The sequence below is a fragment of the Shewanella sp. FeAMO genome, assembly GCF_053653955.1.
Genome location: NZ_CM132201.1, coordinates 1,607,172 through 1,624,528, shown reverse-complemented (window position 1 = coordinate 1,624,528; position 17,357 = coordinate 1,607,172). Strand labels below are relative to the sequence as shown.

Genomic DNA, 17,357 nt, shown 5'->3' with positions numbered 1-17,357 from the left:
GGCGAATGCCGGGGCCGTTCAAGCGGCCCTTCACGCTCCCCCATTCAGTCGAAAAGGATGACAAGCCGTGCCTCAAATCAGCAGTAGAATCAACGCCCGCAGCGATGAATTCAGGGAAAAACAAGCCGCCATGTCCCACCTGGTGGCCGATGTCCAACAAAAGCTCAACAAGATAGTCGAAGGCGGTGGCCCTGTGGCCATGGAGCGCCATCTGTCCCGCGGTAAACTGGCGCCGCGCACCCGGGTAGAGAAACTTCTGGATCCCGGCTCGCCATTTCTGGAACTGAGCCAGTTTGCCGCCTTCGAAGTCTATGACGAAGAAGTGCCCGCCGCCGGCATCATAGCCGGGATCGGCCGGGTCAGCGGAGTCGAGTGCATGATTATCGCCAACGACGCCACAGTCAAAGGCGGCACTTACTACCCGCTAACGGTGAAAAAACACCTGCGGGCTCAGGAAATAGCCGAGCGCTGTCACCTGCCCTGCATCTATCTGGTGGACTCGGGCGGTGCCAACCTGCCGCGCCAGGATGAAGTATTTCCGGACAGGGATCACTTCGGCCGTATCTTCTTCAATCAGGCCCGCATGTCCTCCAAAGGGATCCCGCAAATCGCCGTGGTCATGGGCCTGTGTACCGCAGGTGGCGCCTATGTGCCGGCGATGGCCGATGAATCGATTATTGTCCGTGAACAGGGCACCATCTTTTTGGCCGGCCCGCCGCTGGTGAAAGCCGCCACAGGTGAAGAGGTCAGTGCCGAAGAGCTCGGCGGCGCCGAGGTACACACCAAGATAAGCGGTGTGGCCGATCATCTGGCGCAAAATGACGACCACGCGCTGGAGTTGGCCCGCAATGCCGTCTCCCGCCTCAATCACCAAAAACAGATTGCCCAGACTCTGAGCCAGGTAAAGCCACCCAAGTACGATATTCATGAGCTCTACGGCATAGTCGGCACCGACTTGAAAAAGCCCTTCGATGTCAAAGAAGTGATTGCCCGCATCGTCGATGACTCGGACTTCGACGAGTTCAAGGCCGGTTACGGTGCCACTCTGGTGTGCGGTTTTGCCCGTATTCATGGCTACCCGGTAGGCATAGTGGCCAACAACGGCATTCTGTTTTCCGAGTCGGCGCAAAAAGGCGCGCACTTCATCGAGCTTTGCTGCCAGCGCAAGATCCCGCTGCTGTTTTTGCAAAACATCACCGGCTTTATGGTCGGCAAGAAATATGAGCATGAAGGCATAGCCAAACACGGTGCCAAGATGGTGACCGCTGTATCCTGCGCCACTGTGCCCAAGTTTACCGTGATCATCGGCGGTTCCTACGGCGCCGGTAACTACGGCATGTGCGGCCGCGCCTTTGAACCCACCATGATGTGGATGTGGCCCAACGCCCGCATCTCAGTCATGGGGGGCGAACAAGCCGCCGGAGTGCTGGCCACAGTGCGTAAAGACGGCCTGGCCCGCAAGGGGCAGACCATGAGCGCCGAGGAAGAAGCCGCCTTCAAGGCTCCGGTGATAGCCCAATACGATAAAGAGGGGCACCCCTACCATGCCAGCGCCCGTTTGTGGGACGACGGCATTATCGACCCGGCCCAGACCCGGGATGTGGTTGGCCTGGCATTGTCGGCGGCGCTGAATGCGCCCATAGAGGACACACGTTTCGGCGTGTTCCGCATGTAATGGAGGCCGGTATGGATTATCAATATCTGACCTTAACCACCGACTCCCGCGGCGTTTCATCCCTGGTGATGAATCGCCCGCAGCTGGCCAACGCCTTCGATGAAGTGATGATTGCCGAGCTCATTGATGCGCTGGAGTCCCTGGCCCGGGATCCCGCCTGCCGGGTGCTGCTGCTGAAAGCCAACGGCAAACATTTCAGCGCCGGCGCCGACCTGAACTGGATGCGCAAACAAGCGGCGATGGACTTTGATGACAACCTCAAAGACGCCGCCGAGCTGGCACGGTTGATGGCCACTCTGGATCAATTCCCCAAGCCGTCGTTGGCACTGGTACAGGGCGCAGCCTTTGGTGGGGCGCTGGGGCTGGTGTGTTGCTGCGATATCGCCATTGCGACGCCCAAGGCCAGCTTTTGCCTGTCAGAGGTGAAACTTGGCCTGATCCCGGCGGTTATCAGCCCCTATGTGCGCCGCGCCATGGGCGAGCGTCAGGCGAGACGCTATATGTTGACCGCAGAGCGTTTTGATGCCGAAGTCGCCAAGACTTTACAACTGGTGCATCAGGTAGCAGACGATCTCGAGGCCGCCGCAGCGCCCCTTATCGAGTCGCTGCTGGGCAACAGTCCGCAGGCGCTCAACTGGTGCAAACAGCTGATAAGCGATATCCGCCACGGACTGATAGATGAACAGACGCTGGCGCTCACCGGCGAGGCCATCGCCCGGATCCGGGTGTCTGCTGAAGGCCAGGAAGGGCTGAACGCCTTTTTCGAAAAACGCCCGCCGAACTGGCAAGGCACAAGTAACAATCCGGGCAGCAACTCCAGTTGCAATCCAGGCAATAGCTCGAACCCGCCAGAGCGCCGTGACTAAGGAAGGATGTAAGATGTTCAACAAGATTCTGATTGCCAACCGCGGCGAAATTGCCTGTCGCATCATACGTACCGCCAGGTCATTGGGTGTACGCACTGTCGCACTGTTCTCGGATGCCGATCGCCATGCCGCCCACGTGGCCATGGCCGATGAAGCCTTTTATCTGGGGGGCTCGGCGCCCGCCGACTCCTACCTCAGGGGCGATGCCATCATCGATATCGCCAAGGCCTGTGGCGCCGAGGCGATCCACCCGGGTTATGGCTTTCTGTCGGAAAACGCCGGTTTTGCCGCAGCCTGTGAACAGGCCAATATCGCCTTTATCGGTCCCAAGGCCGATTCCATAGAAGCCATGGGCAGCAAGAGCGCCGCCAAACTCATCATGGGCCGCGCCGGAGTGCCGCTGGTGCCCGGCTATCACGGTGATGACCAGAGCGATGAAGTGTTGCTCAGTGAAGCCGAAAAAATCGGTTTCCCGCTGCTGATCAAGGCCGCCTTCGGTGGCGGCGGCAAGGGAATGCGGATTGTCCGCAGCCTCACGGAAGTCAAGTCGGCCATCGACTCTGCCCGCCGTGAAGCCGCCTCCAGTTTTGGCAATGACAAGCTGTTGATGGAGCGTTACCTGGAGCAGCCGCGCCATGTGGAAGTGCAGGTATTTGCCGACACCCAGGGCAATGCCATTTATCTGTCAGACAGGGACTGCTCGATTCAGCGCCGCCACCAGAAAGTGGTGGAAGAAGCGCCGGCCCCCGGCCTCAGCGACGCCCTGCGCCGCCGCATGGGTGAAGCCGCCGTAGCCGCCGCCCGCGCCATCGACTATGTGGGTGCTGGCACGGTCGAGTTTTTGCTGGACACCCATGCCACAGAGGAAGACGGCAGCTTCTTCTTTATGGAGATGAATACCCGTTTGCAGGTAGAGCATCCTGTTACCGAGCTGGTAACCGAGACAGATCTGGTGCACTGGCAGTTGCTGGTCGCCGCCGGAGAGCCTCTACCCCTGACTCAGGAGCAAGTTGCCATTAAGGGCCATGCCTTTGAAGTGCGAATTTATGCCGAAGATCCGGATAACGACTTCCTGCCCGCCAGCGGCAAGCTCAACTTCCTGCGCGAGCCCAAGCCATCGCGCCATGTGCGTATCGACTCGGGTGTCCGTGAAGGCGATGAAATCTCCAACTTCTACGATCCCATGATAGCCAAGCTGATTGTCTGGGATGAGTCACGCCCAAGAGCGCTGCAGCGCCTGCAAAGGGCTCTGGATGACTTCCAGCTCACCGGCCTGAAACACAATATCGGTTTCCTGGGTAAAATCGCCGCTCACCCGGCCTTTGCCGGCGCCGACTTCAGCACAGATTTTATTGAGCGCTATCAAGCACAGCTGCTGCCTCAAGCGAAAGACAGCGCCCTGCCCTTACCGCTGCTGGCCAAAGCCGCACTGTATGAAATGCTGTGGCGCAAACGCGACTCCCAAGCCAAACAGGCAAACAGTCAGGACCCTTCCTCGCCCTGGAGCAGCGCCAGTGGCTTTAGACTCAACAGCGCCAAGCGCCACGATATTGCCCTGATGGACGATGAACACCATATTCATCACCTGCAACTGACTGAGCTGGCCAAGGCCGGTAGCTGGCAACTGACACTGGATGGTCAAACCCTGGTTATCGAAGGCGAGCTGAGCACAGATGAGGCCGGTGGTGACACGCTTCGCTGTGTGGTCGATGGGCATATCAGCAGCCAGCGAATCAGCCGCCAGGGCATGGACTTTACCCTGCTTGGCTGCTCCGGCGAGCTTAGCGCCTGTCATTTCCGCGCCATTCAGAATGAGCTGGAAGAGGAGCAGGCCAACCACGCCGATCTGCTCAAGGCGCCGATGAACGGCACCATAGTCACCCATCTGGTGGCTGTGGGCGACAGCGTTAAGGCCGGCCAAGGGCTGATGGTGATGGAAGCGATGAAGATGGAATACACCATAGCCGCGCCTTTCGATGGCACTGTGAGTGAGTTTTTCTTCCAGCCCGGCGAACTGGTCAGCGATGGCGCCCAGTTGCTGGAGCTCAGCGAACAACTCAAGGAGGCTTAAAAATGCTGCCTCCCAAGGTAAGCCTGTTTGAAGTGGGCCCAAGAGACGGCCTGCAAAATGAAACCTCGGTCAGCACACAGGCCAAGATAGCCCTGATTGAAGCCCTGGCCGATGCCGGGGTGAAGCGCATCGAAGCCGCCAGCTTTGTGTCACCCAAGTGGGTGCCGCAAATGGCAGACTCGGGCGAGGTGCTACGCGGCATTTCACGCCGCGCCGGCGTCTGCTACAGCGCCCTGACTCCCAATCTCAAGGGCCTGGAGTTGGCGCTGGATGCCGGCGCCGATGAAGTGGCGGTATTTGCCGCCGCCTCCGAAGGCTTCAGCCAGAAGAACATCAACTGCTCCATCGAAGAGTCCATCGCCCGCTTCGAGCCCCTGCTGAGCCGGGCCAAGGAGCAAGGCATTCGGGTTCGTGGCTATGTTTCCTGCGTACTGGGTTGCCCCTATGATGGTGAAATCGCCCCGGCAGAAGTGGCTCGGGTCGCCGACATTCTGCATCAATTGGGCTGCTATGAGATATCCCTCGGCGACACTATAGGCGTAGGTACACCGCTCAAGGCCCGCAAAATGTTGGAAACCGTGGCCGAGCGCGTGCCGGTAGAGCGCTTGGCGCTACACTTCCATGATACCTACGGTCAGGCGCTGGCCAACATTCTCGCCTGCCTGGAAACCGGCGTCAGTGTAATAGATACCTCGGTCGCCGGACTCGGTGGCTGCCCCTATGCCAAAGGCGCATCCGGTAATCTGGCCAGTGAAGATCTTGTCTACATGCTGCATGGTATGGGTATAGACACTGGCATAGATCTCAACAAACTGGCCCAGGCCGGACGGCAGATAAGCCAGCAGCTTGGCCGGCAAACCGGTTCAAAAGTAGCCAGAGCCCTGGGAGCTTAAGGCCTCCAGGTGGCACAACAGATAAGCAGTATAGCGACAGATAATAAACAGCAAGGACATCACTATGGCAGGACTCAATAAAGTCGTCGGCAGCTACGACGAAGCGCTCGCAGGTCTCACCAATGATATGACAGTCATGGTGGGCGGTTTTGGCCTTTGCGGCATTCCCGAAGGTCTTATCAATCAAATGGTCAAGATGGGCGTTAGCGGCCTGACCGCCATCTCCAATAACGCCGGGGTGGACGACTTCGGACTGGGGCTGCTGCTGCAACATAAGCAGATAAGCACAATGATCGCCTCCTATGTAGGTGAAAACGCCACCTTTGAGCGGCAGATGCTCAGCGGCGAGCTCAATGTGATCCTCACTCCGCAGGGCACACTGGCGGAGAAGATCCGCGCCGGCGGCGCCGGGATCCCCGCCTTCTTTACCGCCACCGGCTACGGCACCCCTGTGGCCGAAGGCAAAGAAACCCGCGAAATCAATGGCCGCCACTATGTGCTGGAAGAGGCACTGACCGCCGACTTCGCGCTGATCCGCGCCTGGAAGGCCGATACCATGGGTAACCTGGTATTTCGCAAGACAGCCGCCAACTTCAACCCCATGATGGCCACCGCCGGCAAGATAACAGTGGTGGAAGTGGAAGAGATAGTCGAGCCGGGTGAGCTGAACCCGGATCATATCCACACCCCGGGAATCTATGTGGATCGCGTCATCAAGGGTGTGTTCGAGAAGCGTATCGAACAGCGCACAGTCAAACAGGCATAAGGGCAGGAGAGCAAAATGGCACTTTCAAGAGAACAACTGGCCCAACGCGTCGCCAAGGAACTCAAAGACGGTTACTACGTCAACCTGGGGATAGGTATCCCGACTCTGGTGGCCAACTATATCCCCGAGGGCATGCAGGTGATGCTGCAATCGGAAAACGGCCTCTTGGGCATGGGTGAATTCCCCACCGAAGACACTATAGATCCGGATCTGATCAACGCCGGCAAGCAAACCGTTACCGCCGTCAAGGGCGCGTCTTTCTTCTCAAGCGCCGAGAGCTTCGCCATGATCCGTGGCGGGCATGTGGATCTCACGGTACTGGGCGCGTTCGAGGTGGATGTCGAAGGTTCTATCGCCTCATGGATGATCCCCGGCAAGCTGGTTAAAGGCATGGGCGGCGCCATGGACTTGGTGGCCGGTGCCGACAATATCATAGTCACCATGATGCACGCCGACAAACACGGCAACTCCAAACTACTGAGCAAATGCGAGTTGCCGCTCACGGGTTACGGCTGCATCAAGCGGGTACTGACAGACCTGGCCTTTATCGAAATCAAGGACGGCTCCTTCCACCTGCTGGAGCGGGCACCAGGTGTGAGTGTCGAGGAGATAGTTGCCAAAACCGCCGGCAAGCTTATCGTCCCGGAACATGTGCCAGAGATGGCACTGTAAATCAGACCCTTTGCCCCCGCAGAGATGTGATATCCCAAACACCCGCCGTTGCGGGTGTTTTTGTATTCAGTCAACAGGGACAATTCCCCCACCAACACTTACAGGGCTTACAGCGGCGGATTTTCCTATTACCTGCCGCAAATTTTCGCACAGGCACATCTGTGACACGGCGCGAGTTGCATAGCAAGGTGCTTTCGAGCACGAACCAAGGAGGGTGAGCTGGCTCATTATCCCTCAAGGCTCTGCCTCGGCCATACACTTCCCTGGGTATGAGCCAGTTCGGCGTTCATGCCTCTCGTTCGTAGCCAACGCAATGCGTTACTCTCCATACCTCGGAGGGGCAAAGTTCCAACTGCGCTTAGAAAATAGGTGCACTACCTAAGTTATTGAGTCTTATAGGTTCACTGTTCTGTCCCACCAGCATCCACAGTTTCGATAGCCACTGTGTATCCCCCTCTTGTATACACAGTGGCTATCCATTAACCTGAAACGGCATTGGCAATGGATGGCTTGACGCCAGTCAAGAGCGGCTAACGCTTTTATACTTTAGAGCTTGGATGCTACGACTAAGGCTCAATTCTATGCCTGTGACATCAGGCAGCTGCATGCGACAGGGAAAGTCGGGCTCTCTCCCCTCTTAGTGAAACCCCAAAATACTGCCCAGCCGATGTTGCAAAGCCCCTTAGTCCGGCGCTGGTCGTATCCAACAAGGATATAGGGTAAAAAACAATCATAATTTGGAGACTCAATTTGGCCACCAAAGTACTGCTTCTTCTTGCCTGCCTGGCGGCATCGAGTATTGCCCAAGTTCATGCAGCCGCCACAGAAACTGCCGCTTTAAGCACAGAGAGTACAAAGAGTGCACTGCAACAACTCAGTGCCAAGAGTAAGCTGCAAACCCAGGTGATGGTGCTTGGCAGCCTGCACCTGAGCAATATCAAACAGCAATTGGACAGCCGCTCTCTATCCTCCATCCTTGAGCCACTCTCCCGTTACCAGCCTACGGCCATAGCGGTAGAGTCACTGCGGCCACAGGATATCGCCACCATGATCAACGGCTCAGGCGAGTATCAAACTGTGTTGGATCATTTTGTGGGACAAAGATTTCTGGCGCTGGCGATAAAGGAGCAGCAGGAGTTGCGACTCTCGGCGCAAAAGGCGCTTGAGAGTCTGGAGCCCTTATTGGACGAGACCAGCCTTGAACCTGTGCAGCGAGCAAGGCTCATCAAGTTGGCCGTTGCCGCCTATCACAAAGAGATAGCCCTGCTGCACTGGCATTATTTGGACAAAACCGCGGCAAGCCCAACGATTTCCACCGAGTTGCAGCACTATCTGGAGCAACTTGCCGCGAGCAATAACGAGAAAAACACCCTTGGCAACAACCTGGCCATGGCACTGAAGCTCAAGCGCATTTATCCGATAGATGATCATCTGGATAAAGATCTCTACCGCCCCATCGAAGCGCGGCTGCTTGAGTCTTACAATCAGTCGCCTCATGCCGCCGCTCTGGCCAAAAGCGACTATATCAACAAGCCACAAAGGCTAAAGACAGAGGCGCTTGAGACAGGTAATTGGTTGCCGCTCTTTTCCTGGCTAAACAGCCAGGAGTACCAGAGGGCCGTCATTGACCAGGAGTGGAGCCTGTTTATCGATAAAGATTTAACCCAGGATGCGGCGCTCTCCCGGGTTGCCCTTTGGGAGATACGTAATCTCAACATGAGCTCCCACATCATGCGCGTGGTGGCTGCTAACCCTGGAGGCCGGGTGCTAGTGATAGTCGGTGCCAGTCACAAGGTGTTTCTGGAGCAGTATTTGGCCAATATGTTGGGGGTTAAACTGATCCAACCGCAGCAGTATTTTGCCGCCCCAAAGACATCAAAGGGGCAATCACCACAGCACTTGTTCTCAGATAAAGAGCAAAGATAAAGAGCATGAACTGTCCATAAAACCGATCCATAACACACGGTCAATAAAGCATCGCCCATGAAACATAGCTCACGAAATAGAAACAGCGGCAAAGGGTCATCAACTGCGCGCAGCAAGACCCACTCCGGTTGGCTTGTTGGCCTGCTCATGGGGCAACTGGCCGCTCTGGTGTTTGCCGTGCCGACCGCGGCGCTGCTTTGGTTGGCAACCAATAAACATCTGGCCCTGTGGAGCAACGGCCAAGCCTTTATCGGCAGCCTGGGTTGGTGGCTGACACTGGCAGTATTTGCCCTGACGGCGCTGTTACTGCCGCGACTCTTCCCAAGTCTGCAGGGGAAAGTCTGGCAGTTATTGATTTGGTTTTAGTTGTAAACAAGGAACCCCATGAAACAATTGCAAAGTGTAGCCTGGCTATTGAAAAAGACGGTAAAGTCTTGTGTGTCAAATCCAAGGGCAAAGATAAGTACTTTATTCCCGGCGGCAAACCTGAACCGGGTGAAACCCTTGAACAAGCCCTGACTCGGGAGTTGAAGGAAGAGCTCAGCATAAATCTGCAGCAAGACACCATTTGCCACAGGTTCAGCATTACGGATAAGGCCTTCGGCTTCGAGAACACTGAGCTGACCATGCATTGTTTCAGCGCGGGCTTTAGTGGCGACATCATTACCGCCGGCGAGATAGAAAGCCTGGACTGGATAGACATGGTGGGTATCATCAAGTGTGCACCGGCGGCGCAGCAGGCGATTGCAAGACTGCTTGGCGACCATTGAATCGACGTTCGCTGGAGCAGCTTTGTCCATCTTGGTCTATCCTGCTGCCAGATAACACAGAGTCAGGCTCGCACTCGCAAGCGAGCCAGGGAGAACACAAATGGACAAAAAATTGCAGCAAACCGACGGTAGTGTTTCTATCGACCACAAGATTGCCGCCCTGGGCGGCTGGCGCGCCGAGATGCTTGGCCATATCCGCGAACTTATCAAGGCAGCTATTCCCGAGGTAGTTGAAGAGTGCAAATGGGTAAAGCCAACGAACCCGTCCGGCGTACCTGTATGGTCAAGCCAAGGCATACTCTGTACCGGCGAGTCATACAAAGCCAAATTGAAACTGACATTTGCCAATGGCGCTTCGCTGCCGGATCCCCACAAGCTGTTTAATGCAGGTCTTGAGGGCAAACAGCGTAGAGCCATAGATATTACCCAGGGCCAATCCTTGGATGAAACGGCTTTCAAGGCACTGATACGTGCCGCTGCCTACTTCAACCACAACAAGGCTCTGAAACAGTAAAAAAGGCTGCCAGAGCGGCAGCAAAGATGCACCAAGCTATAGATATACAAATCTAAGGAAGGTCAATGAATAACCCGTTTATTCGCCGTTTGGCACTATTGTTTTTCCCCTTGTTTTCCCTTTACCTGGCGCCTGCGGCATTTGCCGAAGTAGATGAGCTTTTTATGCAGTATCTGCAGGGCCATTATCAGCTGGTTGGCAAAGCCATTGACTCAGATGCCAGCTACACGGGCAAGATGAGCATTTATGAGCAGGGCGGCGAACTTAAGGTGCGCCGGGAGATAGAAGGCTTAAGCATTCAAGGAACAGCAGCCATAGAGCCGGTGCTGAACGGCGATGCCAAGGTGCTTAGGATCCGTTTTCAGCAACGAGAGCGGGATATTGAAGCCAGCTGCCTGTGGCGCAGCGATCTGGATAACTATGCCCGCATCAGCTGCTACCTGTATCATCCGGGGGAAGACACAGAAAACCCAGGTTTGGAGGCGCTGTTTCACTTGAGATAACCACCAGAATTAACAACCAGGCTTGCCATTACGCGTTCAACACCTTTAACTCTCTTTAGCAATCAAACAGGGAAGTCACTATGAATCGGAAACTCATCACCTTAATCAGCAGCGCCTTAATGCTGGTTATCGGCACTACGGCGCAGGCCTGCACCCGCGCCGTCTATCACGGCGAAGAGCAGTTGGTGATCACCGCCCGCTCCATGGACTGGCGCGACAAAATCCCGGCGAGCCTGTGGCTGTTTCCCCGCGGCATGCAGCGCCATGGGGCGGTCGGCGACAACTCAGTCACCTGGACCTCACGCTACGGCAGCCTGGTCACCAGCGCCTTTGATATCTCCAGCACCGACGGCATGAACGAGAAGGGCCTGGTGGCCAATCTGTTATGGCTGGCAGAGTCGAGTTATCCCGAGTACCAGGGTAAACGAAAAGGCTTGTCGGTCGCTGCCTGGGTGCAATATGTGCTGGATAACTTTGCCACTGTCGCCGAAGCCGTCGATGCACTGAGAGCCGAGCCTTTTGTAGTGGTTTCCGCCAATATTCCCGGTACCCAACGCTTTGCCACCCTGCATCTGTCGATTTCCGATGCCGCCGGTGACAGTGCCATATTCGAGTACATAGACGGCAAGCTGGTGATCCATCACGACCAAAAGTACCGGGTCATGACCAACTCCCCCATCTTCGAGCAGCAACTGGCACTGAACCAGTATTGGCAACAGATTGGCGGCTTTACCATGTTGCCGGGAACCAACCGCGCCGCCGACCGGTTTGTCAGGGCCTCTTTCTATATGGATGCCATTCCCAAGACAGCCAATACCCGGGTGGCGGTTGCCGGCGCCTTCAGCGTCATTCGTAACGCCTCTGTGCCTTTCGGTATAGCTTCCGAGACTGAACCGAATATCTCTTCGACCCGTTGGCGCTCGGTCTCGGATCATAAAAATCGGGTGTATTACTTTGAAACCGCCTTAACCCCCAACACCTTCTGGGTCGATATGAAGGGCATCGACTTCAATAAACAGCAAGATGTGAAAAAGCTGACCATCAACAACAACAGCATTTACTCAGGTAACGCGCTGTCGGACTTTGTCACGGCCAAGCCCTTTACGTTCGCCGGGCTTTAATCTTTAAGGCAGGGAGCCAAGGCTCCCTGTCTATCTTTTTGACCTCACTGCCGAGCCTGCGTTCGCGCAAACCGTATCAAGGACTCAAAGCTGTTCAGCCCGGCTTAAGGCTGATGGCGGATACTGTGAACTCTGAGAATCTTTGCAGGAGTCCTGTGAATGAAGCTAGCCAACACCTTAGGCAAGTATTTCCCTAACCCCAAAACCGCTCTCTGGATGTTTTCGGCCCTGGCCCTTGGCACACTCTCCGGCTGCGGCTGGTTTGCCGCCGATGAAAAGGCGCAACTGGAGCAGCAGTGGCTCGCCAAAGATCAAGAGTTGCAACAAGCCATTGAGCAGATCCGCTCTCAAGGTCTGGATGCCATCAATCGCAGCGCCGAGGTCAGCTCGGTAACCGCCTGCGTCGCTGAAAAGCTCAGCCTGGATCCGCTTGGTGAACTGATCCAGGTCGATGGCGTATTGGCCGAGCCCGCCAGGGTCAGCGAGTTGCTCGGCCAAATTCAGCAGTTACTGGAGCAGGGCTTCAGTTTTGAAAACGCAGCCGCACTGCTGAATAAAGGAGCGGATCTCGCCGCCTATGTCAGCACACTTATCGAATCCCAGGGAATAGACAAGGCTTTGGCAGATGTCGAACAGCTACTGAAAAACGGCACTGATATCAAGGATCAGCAGCTCGGTGGCCACTTGCAAACCCTGTTGAACCAATGCCGCCAATCCCCTCCTAAAGGAAATGGATAGCGGCCGAACATCATTCATGCAAAAGACGGTGGCTGCAAACAACTTGCCGCCGCTCTCCCCTTGCCCGCCAAGGACATGACCACTGGCGCCACAGACTCACCAGATAAAAGAAAAATCCCAGTTATCCAATTAGCCATTCAAACCAAAAACCAGTTTTTATTGCCACCAACACAACAAAAACCAGACAGTTGCGCCATAGCTTTAAATCTTGGCTGTGATAGAGTCTCTTTGAACAAGGATCCGAGTCTGAATGTAATGGAGGCCATATGAGCACAGCAGTTCCACGTACCGTCACATCTCCCAAAAAGTTCATTATTGGCAAAGGCTTATTGTCGCAAATGCACGAATATGTGCATGACTTCGGCGACAATGCTTTTATTATTGCCGATGAGTTTATTCTCGGCAGGCTTGAGGATGAAGCCCTGACGGGTCTTGAGCAAAATGGCATCAGCAACCAACTGGAAAAATTCAACTACGAGTGCAGTGAAGCCGAGATCCAGCGGCTTGCCGCCCTGGCTGAGCAGGCTCATGCCAACGTAATAGTGGGTGTCGGCGGCGGTAAGACCCTGGATGCCGCCAAGGCCGTTGCCTTTCACCTTAAGCACCCCGTCGTTCTCTACCCCACCATAGCGTCAACCGATGCGCCCTGTACGGCTCTGTCAGTGATTTATACCGAAGCGGGTGAGTTTGAACGCTATCTATTCCTGCCACAGAATCCGGATGCCGTGATTGCCGACACCAGCATCATCGCCGCCGCACCGGCGCGTTTCTTTGCCGCGGGTATAGGTGATGCCCTGGCCACCTACTTTGAAGCCAGGGCCTGTTATCAGGCCGATGGCGTTAACCTGGTGTTGAAAAAGCCCTCGCGTACCGGCCTTGGACTGGCGCAGCTGTGCTATCAACTGCTGAGTGAAAACGTTGCCGCCGCCATGGATGCGGTAAACAACAAGATAGTCACTCCGGCGCTTGAGCAAACCATAGAGGCAACCATCTATTTAAGCGGTGTCGGCGCCGAAGCCGGTGGCCTGGCGGCAGCGCACGCGGTCAACAATGGTATGTCGGCGGTTGCCGAGCTGCATGGCGCCCAACATGGCGAGAAGGTGGTCTTTGGCCTCTTGACCCAACTGGTGCTGGAAAACGCTCCACAGAGTGAAATAGACAATGTTGTCCGCATCATTAAAACCGCGGGATTGCCGCTGACTCTGGCAGATATGGGGCTGAAGCACTTTTGCGAAGAAGAGTGGCGCAAGGTCGCCGAAATCGCCTGCGCCGAAGGCGATACCATGGGCAATATGCCTATGGCTATCAGCGCCGATGATGTCTATCAGGCGATGATAGCCGCCAACGCCATGGCCGAGCGCTATCGCCGCCAGGACTGACAACAGCCAGAGCTGCAAACCCTCCGCGAGTTGGTTTGCAGCCTTCTTTAAATAACAGCAAGGCCCAAGGTTACATTTTTGTTAGTCAAAGATGTTTTTAAGTTTTTTAAAAACAAAGACCTAACAAAAAAGGATTAAAAATCACCGGCCGGCAGAACCCCGGGGATTTGCGTGACACTCATCACACAACTATCGCCATTTAAGGAGTAGAAAGGTTTGAGCTTTATTTCCAGCCACTCGCCTCTGAGGGCCGGAATCCACGATAAATCCAAACATTTTCACCCGATGCCAGGAGTTGGCATCAATACCCTATTACTTGCAACGCTGGGAGGAACACATGGCATATGCAACGATCAATCCCTTCACGGGAGAGCTCATCAAAGAATTCCCCAACGCCACTGACGCCCAAGTCACCGAGGCGATTGAATCGGCCCACCAGGCCTTCTTGAGCTGGCGCAATACGCCCTTCGCCACCAAGGCTGAAATACTCAATCGGGCTGCAGCCCTGCTCAGAGACAGCAAGCGCCGCTATGCAGAGCTGCTGACTCTGGAGATGGGTAAAGTCATTGGAGAGGCGGAGGCCGAAGTAGAATTGTCGGCACAAATCCTCGAATACTATGCCCAGCATGCCGAGAGACTGCTGGCACCGCAGAAACTGCCGGTGGCCGATCCCGCCGAAGGGGAAGCCCTTTTAGTCAATGAACCTCTGGGGGTATTGTTGGCCATTGAGCCATGGAACTTCCCCTACTACCAGATTGCCAGGATCCTGGCACCACAGCTTTCAGCCGGTAATACCCTGCTGTTGAAACACGCCTCCAATGTGCCTCAGTGCGCCGCCGCTTTTGAGAGCCTGATGCGTGATGCCGGGCTGCCGCAGGGCGCCTTCCAAAACCTGTATGCCACCCGGGATCAAATCGAACAGATCATTAACTCACCCAAGGTGCATGGCGTGGCCCTGACCGGCTCTGAAGGTGCCGGCGCCGTTATCGCATCCCAGGCCGGCAAGGCGCTGAAAAAATCCACCCTGGAGCTGGGCGGCTCTGATGCCTTTATCGTGCTGGAAGATGCCGAACTCGAGAAAACCATAGATTGGGCGGTGTTCGGCCGTCACTGGAATGCGGGTCAGGTTTGTGTTTCATCCAAGCGAATGATCCTGGTGGAAGCCATCTATGACAAGTTTATGGAAGGCTATACCCAAGGTGTGGCCAAGCTTAAAGCCGGCGACCCCATGGATCCGAATACTACCCTGGCCCCATTGTCATCCCAGGGCGCTGCAGATGAAGTGAAGCAGAAAATTCGTGAAGCGGTTGAGCATGGTGCCACGGCTACCGAAGTCGGCCCCAAAGTGCCGGAGCAAGGCGCCTTTGTGCAGCCGACCATACTCACCAATGTCAACCCGGACAACCCGGCTTACTACTGGGAGTTCTTTGGCCCTGTCTCCATGATCCTCAAGGCCAAAGATGAACAGGAAGCGATTGCCATTGCCAACGACTCTCCCTTCGGCCTCGGTGGTTCGGTATTCACCGCCGACAAACAACGCGGTCTGGCGGTAGCCAAACAAGTCTCTACCGGGATGATGTTTGTCAACCACCCCACCATGGTCAAGGCCGATCTGCCCTTTGGCGGTATCCGCCGCTCCGGCTATGGCCGCGAATTGATCGACTTAGGCCTGAAAGAGTTCGTCAACCACAAGCTGATCAATGTGGTGGATATCGACGCCCCCTTCTGATCTCACTTGACTCACGCAGCTATCAATGACAGACCCGGCCATTTGGCCGGGTCTTTTTGTGTAAGTCCATGAACTGACACAGATACTGACAAGCAAGGCTTACAGGCTGGACCAGATTGCTTAAATGGACAGCATCGACTATAGATTTGTGACCCGGCATATCCCCGGCAACCGACAGCACCACAAGGACAAGGAAGCCCAAGGTTATCGCCACTTCAGCCATGTCATGGAGGACACCCTATGAACTCACAAATAAGCCAAGGTTTTGAAATCGCTACCTGGTACGATACCTGGAATCCTGTTGGCCTGAATAATCTGGTCAACAACCTGATCCCGTTGCACCTTGCCAGTCGCTACAGCCTGGCATTCGGCCAGTTGTCGGCAATTCACTCTGGTGGTTACTGTATTGAAATGAGTGGCAAATATGCCGATGCCATCAAAGATCAGCTGCTCTCTCAAGCGCCGGGTATCGAGCTTTATGCCGGAATTGGCAGTGAAGGCATACAAGCAAGCGTTGCCAGCAACAAGAGTGACAACAATCTCTCGACCCGCAATATTGTCTCCTGGCTCAAGGACAATCACTACACAGGGATAAACATAGACGCCGAAGAAAGAGAGGCGATGAAGCAAGTGGCCGAATTCGTCACTCAGTTGGGGCCTGAATTTCGTGCCGCCGGTCTCGGAATTGCCGTTTCAGTCCCCTGGCCCGGGGAAGGGCCGAGTTACCTCTACGGAGAGGGAGCGATCCAGGCCTTTAACGATAATGTCGATGCGGTGGAAATGCAGGACTACTCCTCCATCAATACCGCCCGCGATGCTGCGGTTTGGCTCGATGCCGGTTTAAAAGCCGAGATATTGATGGGTGGAGTCTGCAGTGAAAACTCCCGGGTACAAACTCCGCTCGAACAAGTTGAGCAGTGGACTGAGTTCGCCATTCACAATGGCTTGCGGGGCATGTTCAGTTGGCGCCTGGATAACGATCACGGCTCAGACGGCACCCGGGAAGACGTAGGCCCCAACTTTGCCTGCGCCAAGCGCCTATACGATACCCTGATGAAAAACAGATAGGCAGCACCTATCCCGGCTGGCTCACCAAGCCAATGCTTGCCAGCATTGTTGCCTGAACGGTTTCAGAGCCGCCGCCGGGAAATCTATGTCACGCGACCCGGCCGCTGCTGGCACACTGGCATGTAAATTTAGGCAAATCCCTTATCCTTGAGAGCTCCCTGACAGTTAAAGTGTTTATTCGCAGCGCTTTTGCAATGCTGTCCCGGTTCATATCCACGCCGCTGCCGCGCGGCGGCCTCTAGTCAATGGAGTCCTCAATGAAACAACACAAATACAGTATCAGTGTCGAGCATCTCGAAGATCAAAACGGTATGCCATCGAGCTATCAACAGGCACTCAAATTCGAAGTCGGCAATCACGACGATATCTTTGCCATAGTGGACAAAATCAAACAGCGACAGGACTTTGATGAAGATCAGGCTGCCGCCTTTGCCGTTGGCCTTAAACTCTTCAGTGAAGTGATGCTGGAGCAACGTAAAAATCCACTCTTCGATGAGTTTCGGCCTCACTTTATGCAGTTTATGAAACAGCTCAAGCAAGGAAACCGCAGCGCCTAAATAGCTTCATGGCAAGGAATGCAGTGTTATCACCCTGGCAAGAGCCCCAGGCGTTAACAACTTGTATTTAGTGCTTGTATTCACAGCTTGGGCCGTGTCATCTTAAGCG

At 55.3% G+C, this 17,357-nt stretch carries 17 protein-coding genes; all 17 read left to right on the top strand.

The genetic code is table 11. The annotated features are described in order from the left end of the window. Positions 1 to 67 precede the first annotated feature (67 nt). The 17 genes from ACWAU4_RS07335 to ACWAU4_RS07255 all read left to right on the top strand — a co-directional run bounded on the left by ACWAU4_RS07335 (position 68) and on the right by ACWAU4_RS07255 (position 17,248). Positions 68 to 1,675 (top strand): carboxyl transferase domain-containing protein, encoded by a 1,608-nt coding sequence (locus ACWAU4_RS07335; protein WP_025009397.1) that lies wholly within the window; start codon positions 68 to 70, stop codon positions 1,673 to 1,675. A gap of 11 nt (positions 1,676 to 1,686) precedes the next feature. After that, positions 1,687 to 2,541, top strand: a complete 855-nt coding sequence (locus ACWAU4_RS07330) for an enoyl-CoA hydratase-related protein (RefSeq protein WP_243890836.1) — start codon at positions 1,687 to 1,689, stop codon at positions 2,539 to 2,541. Positions 2,542 to 2,554: 13 nt separating this feature from the next. Further along, entirely contained in the window at positions 2,555 to 4,612 is a 2,058-nt protein-coding gene (locus tag ACWAU4_RS07325; RefSeq protein ID WP_208125678.1) for an acetyl/propionyl/methylcrotonyl-CoA carboxylase subunit alpha, read from the top strand. Between the two features lie 2 nt (positions 4,613 to 4,614). Then, positions 4,615 to 5,505: a hydroxymethylglutaryl-CoA lyase gene (locus tag ACWAU4_RS07320; protein WP_208125677.1), complete on the top strand. Its 891-nt coding sequence runs from the start codon at positions 4,615 to 4,617 to the stop codon at positions 5,503 to 5,505. A gap of 64 nt (positions 5,506 to 5,569) precedes the next feature. Further along, positions 5,570 to 6,271 carry a CoA transferase subunit A gene (locus tag ACWAU4_RS07315; protein ID WP_208125676.1) on the top strand — a complete coding sequence of 234 codons (702 nt, stop codon included), beginning with the start codon at positions 5,570 to 5,572 and terminating at the stop codon, positions 6,269 to 6,271. A gap of 15 nt (positions 6,272 to 6,286) precedes the next feature. Next, positions 6,287 to 6,943 (top strand): CoA transferase subunit B, encoded by a 657-nt coding sequence (locus ACWAU4_RS07310; protein WP_107111149.1) that lies wholly within the window; start codon positions 6,287 to 6,289, stop codon positions 6,941 to 6,943. Between the two features lie 750 nt (positions 6,944 to 7,693). After that, complete coding sequence (locus tag ACWAU4_RS07305) at positions 7,694 to 8,869, top strand: DUF5694 domain-containing protein (RefSeq protein ID WP_208125675.1); 1,176 nt, start codon at positions 7,694 to 7,696, stop codon at positions 8,867 to 8,869. 57 nt (positions 8,870 to 8,926) lie between these two features. Next, entirely contained in the window at positions 8,927 to 9,235 is a 309-nt protein-coding gene (locus ACWAU4_RS07300; protein ID WP_208125674.1) for a hypothetical protein, read from the top strand. Further along, a complete protein-coding gene (locus tag ACWAU4_RS07295) occupies positions 9,136 to 9,639 on the top strand; it encodes an NUDIX hydrolase (RefSeq protein WP_454290514.1) in 504 nt (167 codons plus the stop codon). Before ACWAU4_RS07300 ends, ACWAU4_RS07295 begins: the two co-directional genes overlap by 100 nt. Before the next feature lie 100 nt (positions 9,640 to 9,739). Then, positions 9,740 to 10,153 (top strand): DUF1801 domain-containing protein, encoded by a 414-nt coding sequence (locus ACWAU4_RS07290; protein WP_208125672.1) that lies wholly within the window; start codon positions 9,740 to 9,742, stop codon positions 10,151 to 10,153. Between the two features lie 65 nt (positions 10,154 to 10,218). Continuing rightward, positions 10,219 to 10,656, top strand: a complete 438-nt coding sequence (locus ACWAU4_RS07285; RefSeq protein WP_208125671.1) for a hypothetical protein — start codon at positions 10,219 to 10,221, stop codon at positions 10,654 to 10,656. Positions 10,657 to 10,736: 80 nt separating this feature from the next. Then, on the top strand, positions 10,737 to 11,777 hold the full coding sequence (locus ACWAU4_RS07280; protein ID WP_208125670.1) for a linear amide C-N hydrolase: 1,041 nt from the start codon (positions 10,737 to 10,739) through the stop codon (positions 11,775 to 11,777). Between the two features lie 159 nt (positions 11,778 to 11,936). After that, positions 11,937 to 12,515, top strand: coding sequence for a hypothetical protein (locus ACWAU4_RS07275; RefSeq protein WP_313955064.1), 579 nt, complete (start codon positions 11,937 to 11,939; stop codon positions 12,513 to 12,515). A gap of 266 nt (positions 12,516 to 12,781) precedes the next feature. Next, entirely contained in the window at positions 12,782 to 13,894 is a 1,113-nt protein-coding gene (locus tag ACWAU4_RS07270) for a glycerol dehydrogenase (protein WP_144191095.1), read from the top strand. A 337-nt stretch (positions 13,895 to 14,231) separates the two neighbouring features. Next, positions 14,232 to 15,623 (top strand): NAD-dependent succinate-semialdehyde dehydrogenase, encoded by a 1,392-nt coding sequence (locus ACWAU4_RS07265; protein WP_144379799.1) that lies wholly within the window; start codon positions 14,232 to 14,234, stop codon positions 15,621 to 15,623. Positions 15,624 to 15,863: 240 nt separating this feature from the next. Then, entirely contained in the window at positions 15,864 to 16,691 is an 828-nt protein-coding gene (locus ACWAU4_RS07260) for a glycoside hydrolase family 18 protein (RefSeq protein WP_101059738.1), read from the top strand. A 257-nt stretch (positions 16,692 to 16,948) separates the two neighbouring features. Further along, positions 16,949 to 17,248 (top strand): DUF3861 domain-containing protein, encoded by a 300-nt coding sequence (locus ACWAU4_RS07255; RefSeq protein ID WP_025009408.1) that lies wholly within the window; start codon positions 16,949 to 16,951, stop codon positions 17,246 to 17,248. Positions 17,249 to 17,357 lie beyond the last annotated feature (109 nt).

Excerpts from the sequence above, each read along its gene's own strand:
- ACWAU4_RS07330 (WP_243890836.1), top strand. The coding sequence starts at position 1,687 with ATGGATTATCAATATCTGACCTTAACCACCGACTCCCGCGGCGTTTCA.
- ACWAU4_RS07325 (WP_208125678.1), top strand. The coding sequence starts at position 2,555 with ATGTTCAACAAGATTCTGATTGCCAACCGCGGCGAAATTGCCTGTCGC.
- ACWAU4_RS07320 (WP_208125677.1), top strand. The coding sequence starts at position 4,615 with ATGCTGCCTCCCAAGGTAAGCCTGTTTGAAGTGGGCCCAAGAGACGGC.
- ACWAU4_RS07315 (WP_208125676.1), top strand. The coding sequence starts at position 5,570 with ATGGCAGGACTCAATAAAGTCGTCGGCAGCTACGACGAAGCGCTCGCA.
- ACWAU4_RS07310 (WP_107111149.1), top strand. The coding sequence starts at position 6,287 with ATGGCACTTTCAAGAGAACAACTGGCCCAACGCGTCGCCAAGGAACTC.
- ACWAU4_RS07300 (WP_208125674.1), top strand. The coding sequence starts at position 8,927 with ATGAAACATAGCTCACGAAATAGAAACAGCGGCAAAGGGTCATCAACT.
- ACWAU4_RS07290 (WP_208125672.1), top strand. The coding sequence starts at position 9,740 with ATGGACAAAAAATTGCAGCAAACCGACGGTAGTGTTTCTATCGACCAC.
- ACWAU4_RS07285 (WP_208125671.1), top strand. The coding sequence starts at position 10,219 with ATGAATAACCCGTTTATTCGCCGTTTGGCACTATTGTTTTTCCCCTTG.
- ACWAU4_RS07280 (WP_208125670.1), top strand. The coding sequence starts at position 10,737 with ATGAATCGGAAACTCATCACCTTAATCAGCAGCGCCTTAATGCTGGTT.
- ACWAU4_RS07275 (WP_313955064.1), top strand. The coding sequence starts at position 11,937 with ATGAAGCTAGCCAACACCTTAGGCAAGTATTTCCCTAACCCCAAAACC.
- ACWAU4_RS07270 (WP_144191095.1), top strand. The coding sequence starts at position 12,782 with ATGAGCACAGCAGTTCCACGTACCGTCACATCTCCCAAAAAGTTCATT.
- ACWAU4_RS07265 (WP_144379799.1), top strand. The coding sequence starts at position 14,232 with ATGGCATATGCAACGATCAATCCCTTCACGGGAGAGCTCATCAAAGAA.
- ACWAU4_RS07260 (WP_101059738.1), top strand. The coding sequence starts at position 15,864 with ATGAACTCACAAATAAGCCAAGGTTTTGAAATCGCTACCTGGTACGAT.
- ACWAU4_RS07255 (WP_025009408.1), top strand. The coding sequence starts at position 16,949 with ATGAAACAACACAAATACAGTATCAGTGTCGAGCATCTCGAAGATCAA.